The following is an 11646-nucleotide window of genomic DNA, read 5'->3' as shown; positions in this document are numbered from 1 at the left end:
GGCCCGGGCTCGTCCAACAAACGGATCAGATCGTGGCTTCGCACGATCTATCCTTATTCGTTAACCGCGCTCCGTTCGAGTGCCTCGAAATTGCCCGTGATCCACACCGGATCATCCGGCAAGCTGCGAACGATCGGCAAGCGCCGATGCTCGGCCAGCGCCCAGGATTCGTCGGCCGCCTGATGCAGCAGCGACGTGAGGTCAAGCTCTTTCATCTGCCGGCGATCGAGCGCTTCGGCGCGCGCCAGCCACAGGAAGGACTGCACCATGCCGAGCGCGCGGCGCAGCGGCGGCAACAGTTGTTGAGGATCGCACGGCGCGCCGCTTTCGAGCTGGCAGACGACACTGGCCAGCGGCGCGCGCAGGTCGTGCGAGATCAAGGTCAGCGCCTCGTGGCGCTGAGCTTCGAGCGCCTGCATCGTTCGCTGCGCAGCCTGAACCCAGGCGATGCGCTGCTCGAAACCGAGCTGCTCGATCCTGCCCGGAAAAGCCACGTTCTCCTGGCCGTCGGGAAGGACGGCGCGCAACTGGCGCAGTTCCTCGTCCAGATGGCGGCACGCTGCCTCGAGTCTGCGCCAGCTCCACAGCGGAAAGGCAAACAGGGCAGCGACGAGGGTACCACCGGGTGCAAACCACCACTGCAACAAGCCCGGCAGCCGCGCACAGACAGCCCCCAGGGCAAGGACCCACAGCGTGCTGACCAGTAGCCCAGGCAGCGGCATCAGGCGCGGCAGCCAGAGCAGCGGAATGGCAGCCAGGAGCGCAGCCGCCAGCAGTGTCGGCCCGAGCGGCAGGACCCTGATCAGACGCCCGTCGCGCATCGACAGCAGCGCGTTGGCCTGCAGCTCGACGCCAGACATCGGCTGGTCGAGCGCCGAGACGGGTGTCGGAAGAAAATCGCCGAGGCCAACGGCCGTTGCCCCGACGAGGACGATGCGGCCGGCAAACATCTCCGGGGCGACCCTCCCTTCGAGGACGCTGGCGTACGATAAGCGTGGCACGGTACCCGGCGGGCCAACGAATTCGAAGCGGCGCGTCTGCTCGCGCACCAACGCATGGCTCGCCGCAGGGCGATCGTCCGCAGTCGGCCTGGTCACCGGTCCGCTCACCGGCCTGGCCGGCAACTGCCGTGCCACGCGCAAGACCTCTTCGGCCAGCAGTGGCCAGGTCGCCGACCCGATACCTTCGCGCAAGTCCACTGAACGGGCGATGCCGTCCTCGTCGAGACGCACACCGATTCGCCCGATACCGGCTGCCGCAGCAAGGAGCGAATGAAACGGCGGCGACTCGAGCAACTGGCCACCGACAGCGGTGGCTTCAATGACCAGCGGCAGGACCACGTTGCCGCAAGCCGCCACGGCATCACCGAGCGCCGCGTCGGCTTGCGTATCGTCACCGATCTCGCTGAAGGCGATATCGACTGCGATCGCTGCCGGCTTGCTGGCACAGAGCGTACGCAACAGGCGAGCATGCCGGTCGCGCGGCCACGGCCAGCGGCCGAGCCGGTTGAGACTGTCTTCATCGATGGCAATGATCAGCACGTCGGCCGGCATATCGCGCCAGTTCAGCCGCTGGCCAATGTCGAAGACCAGGTGATCGACCCTGACCAACAGGCCACTCACGCTGGTCGACACGGCGACCAGCGCCAACAGCAGCGCGACGCGCACGACTTCACTACTGAGCCAGCGAGCGAGACGAGTCTGGCCGGACATGACGAGAGCACTGGCCGCAGGGTGAGGCAACACTGGTCAAAGCGCCAGCGGTACCAGCAGCAACAGCGGCAGGAGCCAAAGTCGGCTATACGGAACGTCGATCTTCTGTACCGCAACCGGGCCCGGTGTCTGGTCGCTGCGATCGCGCAGGCGCACGCCAAGGTAGTAGGTGCCACCGTCCGGGCGCGGCAACTCCAGCGTTCCGTCGCTCAATGACGCCTGCGCGAGGACCGTTGCCAACGCCGGCTCAAGCGAAAGGATCGCTTCGTAGTCCAGCCCGTCGGGCGGTGGCGGCAAGTTGAGCCTGATCGTCTCCGAGGTAAACTCGGTCGCCGACCGGCCAAGGTCGACCGGGCCAGGGCCCGGTTTATAAGTGAATCCCGCGGCGACGCTCCATGGCCCCTGCTGGCCACGACCGTCGACGCTGGCCACCCGCCAGTAGAGTTTGCCGGCTGGCAGATCGTCGGGCGCGACCCAGGTATCCTCGTCGCTGGTCGAGTCGTGAAGTGGCTGGGCAAAGTCGGGTTCGCCGGCCACCTGCAGGCGATAGCGCGCCACCTCGTGCACGCTGGTCCAGGCAAAAATGGGGCGCGCACTGCGTATCGTCGCCGAGTCGCCGGGGCTATTCAGGCCTGGTGAAAACGGTCGGGCGAAAACGACGAAGTGGTGCACAGCGTCCAGCCCCTGCAGCCCGTTGCCGTCGACGGCACGCAGACGCAGCACGTAATCGCCGTTGGGCAGATCGGAAAAAGTAAGTGCCTCGCCACGCGCTGCTTTGCTGAGCAGCAGGCGATCGAACGACTTGTCCGGGGCCACTTCGCCCAGCCAGCCCTTGGCGCCGTTGACTTGCGGCAGAGGAAAGCGCAGCGGCAGGTGCTCGAACCGTGCCGGCAACGCAGAAAGGTCGGCAGCAGGCAACAAGGGGACCGGCGCGATCGGCGCTTCGCCGGCACGGGCAACCGTCCCCCTGCCGCGCGGCACGCTGACACCCCTGCCGGCGCCATTGACGCCGACCAGCCCGGCCAGCGTTTCTTCGCGCGTCACGTCGTCGTCAACACCCAGCCGGAAGTGGGTACCACGCACGATGGCCTGTGCCGATGGCGTCTGAATTTGCAGGCGTTGATGGGCGCGTTTCGCCGGGTTGGCCATGACGTCGCTCTGACCGCGCTGCAAACGCAGGCGGGTATCGACCATCAGGCCACCGGCAAAGGCACCGAGCGAGTTGAAGACGATCTGTGAATTGGGCGACAGCAGCAGCTTGCTGCCATCCGCGAAGGACAACAGCGCGCTGGCATCGTCCAGGGTTTCCAGCGTGCTGCCGGACAGCAGCCGCTGCCCAGTGGCTGCTGCCTGCCACTCGCCTCCCTCACGGCGCCAGCGCAGCGGACCGTTGCTGGTCGCTATGGTCACCGCCGCCGGAGTCCGGCGCAGCATCGCTACCGGTATGCGCAACATCGTCCCCGGCAGTAGCCGGTAGGAGTCAGCCACCTGGTTGGCCTGCTGGATTGCCGGCCAGTCGCCGACATCGATCAGATAGCGTTGGGCGATGGTGATCAGCGTATCCCCCGGCCGTACCGTATAGCACCAGATTGGCAGCTTGGCCTGAAGATCCACCGGCGCTGCGCCGGCATGAAGCGAGAGGGCGAGCAGCAGGACGAGCGGCAGCTTCGGCCAGGAGACTTTGTTCACGAAGGATGCCTTTCTCGTTCGAGGCGGTAACCATGGCCATAGATCGACACCAGTCGCCAGCCATGTTCCGGAGTCAGTTCGAGTTTACGACGCAGGCTGCTGATATGCACGTCGACGGTGCGCGTGTCGACCTCCGGCGTCAGCGACCAGACGACCTGAATCAGGAGTTCCCGGCTCAGCGCGCGGCCGATATTCTGAAACAGATAGAGCGCCAGATCGGTTTCACGCTCGGTCAGTACGACCAGACGATCGTCACTGGCAATCTGTCGGCGGCCATGGTCAACGGTCAGTCGGCCGCACTCCTGCGTGAGCGAGGTGCCGGCGTTCCCATTCTGGCGCCGCGTGACCGCCTGCAGACGAGCCAGCAACAGCGGACACGACAAGGGCTTGACGATGTAGTCGTCGGCGCCGGCGGTGAGCACGGCGACCACATCCTCCTCGCTATCGCGGGCAGTGGCAAAGACGACCGGCGGCATCGCCTGCCGCAGCTTGATCTTCAGACGGGCGAGCACTTCGAGGCCCGACAGGTCGGGAACGTGCCAGTCCAGTAGGCAGACATCGAAACGCCTGCGTTCGACCGCCTGCGCGCAGGCCACGCCGCTGTTGAAGCACTCGACTTCGTAGCCGGCGGCCCGCAACCAGTCGCTGACCGTCGCTACCTGCGCCGCGTCGTCTTCCAGATAGGCAATTCTCATGGCAACTCAGCCGACAAACTCCTGCAACGCGGGCATCAGCAGTTTGACTTCCGTACTCGCCAGCCGCGGACCCTCGGGCGCCAGATCGGCGTAGGTCGCCAGTGCATCCGCACTCGGTCGCCCGACCAGCGAGGCCAGATCGGAGAAGCGGATGCCCTGGCGGACCAGCCAGGCAATGCAGGTGTGCCGCAGAACCTCGGGCGTCAGGCTGGCGGCGGCAGTGAGATCCGCGTCGAAAGCAGCGCACGCCAGCATCGACTGGATGTCGGCAGAGGAGATCGCTGCGCCGGCCGCATCCGGCAACAAGGCAGCGTCCTGGCCACCGCTCGTCGGCGGCCGGCAGCCAGCCAGCCACGCGGGCGCAGTCAGTATCCGCGGGGCGCTGCCGGTGACCCGCAGCGTGCCGGCGGCGGCGTCGAAATCGCATTCGCGAAGCGCGATCGTCTCGCTGACCGTCAGCCCCATGAGCAGGACAGCGATAATGAAACGCGCCTCGCCGGCAGACGCCGTCAACAAGGCGTGCACCTCGGCCTGAGTCAACTCGCGCAAGGGCGGTAGCTGCGCGGCCAGGAGACCCATCGGCAGCGCGTTGTACGCATCGTGCGCATGCTGCGCATCCGGTGCCGGCAGAAAACCGGCGCCCACGGCGGCGATTTGCCCGGTAGCGCTGCCGGGCAGACCCCACTGCGGCGGGAAGACCACCGTCGTGCTCGCCTGAGACCTGGCCGGCTGACGATTGAACAACTCGACGAACCACATGGCCAGCAGGCCGAATCCGAAAGCAGCGGCGAGAACGATCAAGGCGTCGCGCAGGTAGTCAGGACGGAACGGCGATTGGGGGGCGCTCGCCGCCTCGACCAGATTGAAAACCGGCAGACGGCTGCGCTCACTGGCTTCGAGTCTGGCAAGACGCTCCAGCGCCTCGCGATTGGCGTGTTCGATCTGGGCGAGATCGTCCTCAAGCGCCTTCGCCTGCGTGAAGCGCTGCGAAAAAGTCTGCATGCTCGCGCGCTGGGCGCTGATCTGCGCCCGCAAACGCTCCACAGTCGCCCCGGCGCTGGCCAGATCTTCCTGTGCTGCGCCGAGCGCTGCCTGCCGACTCGACCCGCGCTGGGTTTCGATCTGTTGCTCCAGTTCGACCAGCCGCGCGCGCTTCGCACGCGCCTGGGAATCCATGGCCATGAAACTGGGGGTGTAGGTCCGCTCCATGTCGCGAATCTCTTCACGAATCGTTGAGGCACGCTGCTCCATGGCGGCCAGGGTCGGATCGTCCTTGGCCGCGCTGGAACCCTTGCCGCCGGCAACGGATTCGCGTAGTGCGCGCAGGCGAGCGTCGGCCACTGCGCTGCGTTCGATGGCCGTGTTCAACGCCGTGGTCAACCCCTTGATCTGGGCCACGGCTTCGTTTTCTTCCCGCTCGGGTGACATTCCTCCGCCCTGGCTGCGGAAAGCGTCCAGCCGCTCGCGCCGCTCGCGGACCTTCCTGTCGAGCAGGTCGACCTCTTCGCGAGCCTGCGCCAGGCCTTCGCTCGCGGCCACCCCATAGGCCACCTTCATCTGCTCGCGATAGGCATCGACCAGTGCGTTCAACGCCGCCGCCAGCAGTTCCGGCTGCGCACCGCTCGCCCGCAACTCGACGACCTCGGTTCCGGCGACCGGAAGCGCACTGATCATGGCTTGTAGTTGCGCCGCCGGATCACCGGCCAGCGGGTGACCGGCCCGGCCAAGCGCCTCGCCGACCTGGGCCAGCAAGGGGCGGCTGGTGAGCACCTGGACCTGGGTCAGGAGTTCGGCTGCCGCATGCGAGGAGGGCTCTTCGGCTGGCCCCACGGCAGACTGAGAAGGCCGTGGCGCGGTGCTCCCCGGAGTGATCTGAACCCTTGCAGTGGCACGGTATTCGGCCGGCCGGGAGAAATCCCAGGCCAGGCCGGGCAACAGGACGACGACAAAAACAGCGGTAAACACTTTCAGGCGTCGCCGGTTGATGCGCTGGGCCGCCATGGCGCCATCGGCATCGGGACTGACATCGAGTTCAAGAAAGCCGCGCAAGGAGGACAAGGCTCGCATAGCAGAGTCACCAGAGTTACAGAGTCACGAGAGTTACCAAGAGGAGCACAGGAGAGGCAGAAGGACAGGTGAGCAGCCCGTGCGTTGCCCTTGAGTATTCAGTCTCGGTCGATTTTGGTCAAGCGCTCATTCGGCACAGAGGGGGGCTGGGACCGGAGCTCACTCGGACGGTGGCGACAAAGCGTCCTCTGGCGCGTGCAGCGAGCCTTGGCAGCGGCCCCCTTTGAGAGTGGGGTGGTTTGACCGGCTGGCGGTCTTCAGCGATACTTCAGGGGCCTTGCTCGAGTCACCAGCCACCTGAGGACCTGCCCCCCCGCCATGCGTACCCGCCGCCTCTTCCTGAATCGCCTTGACCCGGCACACGAGCCCACTGATGCCGTGGTAGTGATCGACGTGCTGCGTTCTTTCACCACCGCGGCTTACGCCTTTGCCGCCGGCGCCAGCACGATTTACCCGGTGGACACCATCGCCGGCGCGTTCCGCCTGCAGCGCAAGCTGCCGCACGCGATGACCACCGGTGCCGTCGGTGGTGGCGACCCGATCCCGGGCTTCGATTTCGGCAATTCGCCGTCAGCGCTGCAGGGCGCCAGTCTTTCCGGTCGGCCGTTGATTCAGACCACCGCCGCCGGGGTGCGCGGACTCACCCGCTTTCGCCACGCGCGGGCACTGTTTGCCGGCAGTCTGGTCGTCGGGCGCGCCACCGCGAAAGCGCTGCTGGAGTTACAGCCGGCCGAAGTCTGCTTCGTGATCACCGGCGAATGGGTCGATCGCGACGGAGATGAAGACATCGCCTGTGCCGATTATGTCGATGCCCTGCTCCAGGGTGACGACCCGGACCCTGAACTGTACGCCGCCCGCGTGCGCAACTGCGATTTCGGGCGCCGTTTCCAGGCCGGCACCCACCGCCACCTGCCAGCCAATGATCTTGAACTCTGCGCCCAACCCGACCGCTTCGACTTCGCCCTGCTGGCCTCGCATGTCGACGGTCGACTGCAGCTCGACCGCAGCCGCGCCGACCAGGACCTGCGCTCCACGGGCGTACTGCGCAACGGCCTCAAGATGCAGGACAAGGGCTGCGGCTGCGCGCCAGTCTGCGCCTAGCCAGCCGATCAGCCGTCGCCGCGCTCCGCCGGCTTTGACCCAGCGAGCTGGCGGCCGAGTCGCAGCGCCATCCAGCCGAGCAGCGCCACTCCGAGCAGCAGGCTCGCCCACAGCGACCAGCGCTGCCAGTCGATCGGCTCGCGCAGGGCAGCGACGCCAGCCAGTGTGCGGGCGGCGCCAGTAGTCGCGCTGCCCAGCGGGACCGCTGCGGGCTGGCCATCGTCCTCGCCGCGGTAACCCGGCACCAACGTCGTGATCGGGTAGGCCACCGGCCTGGCAGCCGCCTTGCCATACGCGAGTTGAAACGGCGCCGCGCCGCGGGCGGCGAAAACCAGCCGCTGCGGCAACCAGCCGGCGCCCAGTTCGGGGGCACCGGGACCCAGGCCACCGCCACGCTGATCGACGCGCAGCAGCCACTGGCGACTCGTCGTCGGCGGCAAGACAATATCCGGATTCACTACCTCCTGCCCGGCAGCGCCCAGGCGGTACACGGCGCTCACCGCAACGCGGTGCCAGGGATCGCCAACGCTGGCGCGCGACAGGATGTCGACCGAGGCGACAGTATTCGACTGCGGCAGCCGCAGACGCAGGCGATCGACGGGGAACTGCCCGGCCAGATCGAAAGCGTATTCGCCGGCCTTCTGCGCCGGCAGCGCGCTGCCGGCCACCTGCTTCCATGAGCGCGGCGCCTCGACCACCGCTTCGCCCGCTTCGGCACCCAGTCCCGCCAGTTCCAGTGGGCGCGCTGTCGCCGGCCAGGAGAGGCGAAAATACCTGGCCTGCCGCGGAGCGAACTCGACTCGCAAGTGCTCCAGACGCTGCCCGCCCGCTTCGAGCCGAACCACCGGGGCGTCGGATACCAGAGGCGTCCACCGGGCCAGGTCATCGCTCGCCTCGACGCGCAGCCGCGTGACGACGTTATCCGCAAGCGTAGGCAATTCCAGCACCAGCGCCCGCACCGGCTGATCGAGCGCTCGGGCATCGACCAGGTAGCCGAGCAGCGCGGCCTGGCGTGCCGGCATCGTGTCGCGGGAATTCGTCGTCACCACAGTCTTCCCGGTCTCTCGTTCGATGCGCACCTCGACCCCTTCCACGCCGGCGATCGCGTCGCCGCGCAGAGCGAAAAACGGCACCTTCAGTGACCGCCCCTTGTCCCTGCGCTCGCTCGGCCGTGGTAGAAAGGCATACGGCACCGCTTCACCGGCCGCGTTGAACACCCGCAGGTCGCCAAGGTCGGCACGCACGACGCCTTCATACACCGCCGGAGGCAACTCGACGGCGAATAGCGACTCAGGACCACTGGCCTCGACATCGATGCCATAGGCAAAGTCACGCGGCGCTTCGGCGCTCGCCACGGCGGCCAGCAGGAACAGCAGCCCGCCGATAAGCCAGCTCATCACGGACTCTCTCCTTCCCTTGGCGGTACTGGCGCCAGGTAACCGATGACCAGCATCAGCACGCCGACGCCGAGGAATGACACGATACGCGCGATAGTGCCGACGTTCGCCAGATCAACCAGGAACAACTTGGCCACCACCACCGCCATCAGCGCCGCGCCGGCCAGCCACAGCGGTCGCCAGGCACGGCGGGTGGCGAGCACCATGGCAGCCAGCGCGAGCAGCGTCCAGAATAGCGACAGCGCGGCCTGCACGAGGTCCGAACTCGACAGATCGGCAAGATGAAGCGGCACTCCGGCCCAGTGGTGCAGCGCGCGCAATAGCGCCGCGTTGCCCCAGAAGAAAGCCGCCGCCGCAGCGATGGCCCAGGCCAGCGACCGCGGCAACGCCGCGAGAGGCGGCAAACCGAGGCGGCGGACTTCGACGAACCAGGTGACCACCGCCAGCACCGCGCCGGCCTGCGCCAGATCAAGCGGGTTGAGCAAGGGCACGTAAGGCAATGGCCAGGGGTCGCCATCGGAGACGGCGTTGCCGAAGACCAACCAGCCGCCGAGAAAGAGTGCCAGCGGCAGCGCTCCGGCGACCAGATAAGCGTCGAGGTGCGCCGCCACCGGCCAGGCAATCCGTTCGCCGCGCAGCGCCAGCAGCACGAGCAGCGCTGCCGGCACCAGCGCCCAGGCGATCAGCGGCCACGCCGCCCGGCCAGCCACCCAGGTGTCGATCGCCCAGCTCACCTCCCAGGCGCCAAGCGCAGCCAGCAGCCACAAGCCGCCAGCGTGCAGCCACTCAAGGTAACCCTGGCCGGAGGCCTCGTGGCGCCGCAGCAGCAGCAGTTGCACGCCGCAGGCGATCGGCCAGGCGAGGTAGCCGAGATGAGCGAACGGGTGCGCATCGTGAGCGGCGCTGCTCAGCGCAAGCAAGGCCATCAAGGGCAACAGCGCCAGCGCCGGATAAGACGCCAGCGGCCAGACCAGGCGGCGCGCCAGCCCACTGAAGATCAGACACGAGCCGCTGAAGAAAGCCAGCATCGCGTTGCCCTGCAAGGAGGGGCGAACGTGACTCTCGATCTCGTGCAGCCCGCCGAAAACCCACCACGCGACGCCCCAGCCAAACAGGACGCAGGCCAGCCAGCGCTCCGCCGGCCGCAGTTCGTCGCGCCGCCGCTGCAATAGCCAGCCGCAGAAGAGGCCGGCCATCGCCAGCAGCAGGGCGCCGAGGTAGACGCTGTTCACCACCGGCCAGTCGCCCACGCGCTGGCGCAGATCGGCCAGATAGAAGAAGCCGCCCAGGAACTGGAGCAGCACGCCGAACAGCCGAGCCGGCAAGCGTTGCTGGCGCACGCCGACCCAGACGATGGCCGCGCCTTCGAGCGCCCACGCTGCCGAGGTCCAGCGCCCGTCGAAAGCGAGCGGGATGGCCAGCGTCGTGAACACCACGCCGAGCGCCAGAAACGCTTCGACCAGCAGCCGCCGCCCCTCGCCACGGCGCACCCACAGCGCACGAGCCAGCAGCAGGTAGAAAGCGCCGAGCGCCAGCGCACTCCAGGAGGAACCCTGGTCGAACTCGCGCAGCAGACCGACCTGCAGGCCAAAGGCGATCAGCGGCACGCCGAAGATCAGCGTGCTGTCGAGATGGCGCTCGACGCGCCCGGCCTCGCGTCGCGAAAACAGCACCGGGATGGCCACGTAGATCAGGAAGAACAAGACCAGGAACGGCTCCGTGGACGCATACACGTCAGGCGAGTAACGCAGCACACCCCACACCGTCGCAATGCCGAAAGTGAACGCGAAGCCGGTCACGTTGAGCAGCCGCCAGGACTTGAACCAGGCGATCGCCAGGATGCCGCCGTTGAGCACGGCGTAGTAACTGAACAGCGCGACGTGGCTGCCGTCGCCGGTCGAGGCCAGAATCGGCGCCAGGAAGCCCCCCGCGGCGCCGAGCACCGCCAGCGCCAGCGAATCCTGCAGCACCGCCAGCACTGCCGACAGCGCCGCCACCGCCAACAGCAGCACGAAGGCCGGCCCGGCCGGAAGCAGCCCAAACAGCCGCAGCGCGCCGAAGATGGTCAGGTAGAGCAGACCGACGCCGCCGCCCTGCAGCGCAAGCCCATAGCCTTCGCGCGTCAGCCGCAGCCGCCAACCGATGAGCAGCAGGACGACCGCGGCCAGCGCGACGCCAGCCAGCCGCAACTCGATCGGCACCTGCACGTGCTGGTAGGTGTATTTCAGCAGGAACGCCACGCCGAAGAAGAGGACGATGACGCCGGCACGCGCCATCAGGTTGCCGCGCAGCAGCCGGTCCCAAAGCGGCGAGGCCGGCCGCGCCGGGAGATCCGTTCGCGCTTGTTCGGCCGCCAACGATGCTTGCCGCGCGGGAGTCGGCGGCGTGCGCGTCGGCGCCTCGGGGGCTGGCGCTTCGGATGCCAGCGTTGCCGCTTCCCCCGCTGCCGCCACCGGCACGTCAACAGCTATCGGCTGGTGTTCCCGGAGAGCTTCCTCGGCGACCGACACCGGCGCTGGCGCCACCGCATCGTCTGCCTCTGTGGCGGCCTCTGGCGCGCCGCCCTTCCCCGGCACCGCCACCGGCGAAACCGGACGCTGCTCCAGACGTTCCAGCCTGGATTCCAGCCGGGCCAACTGCGCCTCTAGCGCCGTGAAGCGATCCCCTTCGGCTGACTGCCGCCGAGCGCTCAGCCGCCAGGCAAGCACGCCGCCGACCAGGGCACCGACAATTGCCAGATTGAAATCGATGCTCCCGGCAAGAATCGCCCCCAGCACCGCCCCGAAAAACCACATCCGATCGCCCCTCCCCTTGCCGCCGCCCGCCATGGCTCGACGTTGACTCCTGCACCCGTGGCCACCTCGACACCGATGCACTCGTTGGGTTAGGCCGCAGGCCGTAACCCAACATGGCAAGCCAAGAGCGTCGGCTTACCCCGCCCCGCCGCGCAAGACGACGCCAACGTGCAAAGGCGCGGGAACACAA

General features: G+C 67.6%; 7 protein-coding genes. 1 reads left to right on the top strand and 6 read right to left on the bottom strand.

All coding sequences use genetic code 11. The annotated features are described in order from the left end of the window. Positions 1–53 precede the first annotated feature (53 nt). The 4 genes from ACCAA_RS02480 to ACCAA_RS02465 are packed head-to-tail and all read right to left on the bottom strand — an operon-like array spanning position 54 to position 6163. Complete coding sequence (locus ACCAA_RS02480; RefSeq protein WP_186405668.1) at positions 54–1712, bottom strand: CHASE2 domain-containing protein; 1659 nt, start codon at positions 1710–1712, stop codon at positions 54–56. A 36-nt stretch (positions 1713–1748) separates the two neighbouring features. Further along, positions 1749–3401: a FecR family protein gene (locus ACCAA_RS02475; protein WP_186405667.1), complete on the bottom strand. Its 1653-nt coding sequence runs from the start codon at positions 3399–3401 to the stop codon at positions 1749–1751. Next, positions 3398–4096 (bottom strand): response regulator transcription factor, encoded by a 699-nt coding sequence (locus tag ACCAA_RS02470; protein WP_186405666.1) that lies wholly within the window; start codon positions 4094–4096, stop codon positions 3398–3400. Before ACCAA_RS02470 ends, ACCAA_RS02475 begins: the two co-directional genes overlap by 4 nt. A gap of 6 nt (positions 4097–4102) precedes the next feature. After that, positions 4103–6163, bottom strand: a complete 2061-nt coding sequence (locus ACCAA_RS02465) for a GumC family protein (RefSeq protein WP_186405665.1) — start codon at positions 6161–6163, stop codon at positions 4103–4105. 318 nt (positions 6164–6481) lie between these two features. Here ACCAA_RS02465 and ACCAA_RS02460 point away from each other — a divergent pair, with 318 nt between their 5' ends. Next, on the top strand, positions 6482–7264 hold the full coding sequence (locus ACCAA_RS02460; protein WP_186405664.1) for a 2-phosphosulfolactate phosphatase: 783 nt from the start codon (positions 6482–6484) through the stop codon (positions 7262–7264). Positions 7265–7272: 8 nt separating this feature from the next. Here ACCAA_RS02460 and ACCAA_RS02455 read toward each other — a convergent pair whose 3' ends face one another. Both ACCAA_RS02455 and ACCAA_RS02450 read right to left on the bottom strand, forming a co-directional pair. Then, positions 7273–8661 carry a DUF3999 domain-containing protein gene (locus tag ACCAA_RS02455; RefSeq protein WP_186405663.1) on the bottom strand — a complete coding sequence of 463 codons (1389 nt, stop codon included), beginning with the start codon at positions 8659–8661 and terminating at the stop codon, positions 7273–7275. Then, entirely contained in the window at positions 8661–11489 is a 2829-nt protein-coding gene (locus tag ACCAA_RS02450) for a DUF2339 domain-containing protein (RefSeq protein WP_245754401.1), read from the bottom strand. Before ACCAA_RS02450 ends, ACCAA_RS02455 begins: the two co-directional genes overlap by 1 nt. Positions 11490–11646: the final 157 nt, after the last annotated feature.

This window comes from Candidatus Accumulibacter aalborgensis, from assembly GCF_900089955.1.
Lineage (GTDB): Bacteria > Pseudomonadota > Gammaproteobacteria > Burkholderiales > Rhodocyclaceae > Accumulibacter > Accumulibacter aalborgensis.
This window is presented reverse-complemented; position numbering and strand designations above follow the sequence as displayed.

What these genes read in the sequence shown, in the direction of transcription:
- ACCAA_RS02480 (WP_186405668.1), bottom strand. Translation starts at nt 1,712, where the DNA reads ATGTCCGGCCAGACTCGTCTCGCTCGCTGGCTCAGTAGTGAAGTCGTG.
- ACCAA_RS02470 (WP_186405666.1), bottom strand. Translation starts at nt 4,096, where the DNA reads ATGAGAATTGCCTATCTGGAAGACGACGCGGCGCAGGTAGCGACGGTC.
- ACCAA_RS02465 (WP_186405665.1), bottom strand. Translation starts at nt 6,163, where the DNA reads ATGCGAGCCTTGTCCTCCTTGCGCGGCTTTCTTGAACTCGATGTCAGT.
- ACCAA_RS02460 (WP_186405664.1), top strand. Translation starts at nt 6,482, where the DNA reads ATGCGTACCCGCCGCCTCTTCCTGAATCGCCTTGACCCGGCACACGAG.
- ACCAA_RS02455 (WP_186405663.1), bottom strand. Translation starts at nt 8,661, where the DNA reads ATGAGCTGGCTTATCGGCGGGCTGCTGTTCCTGCTGGCCGCCGTGGCG.
- ACCAA_RS02450 (WP_245754401.1), bottom strand. Translation starts at nt 11,489, where the DNA reads ATGGCGGGCGGCGGCAAGGGGAGGGGCGATCGGATGTGGTTTTTCGGG.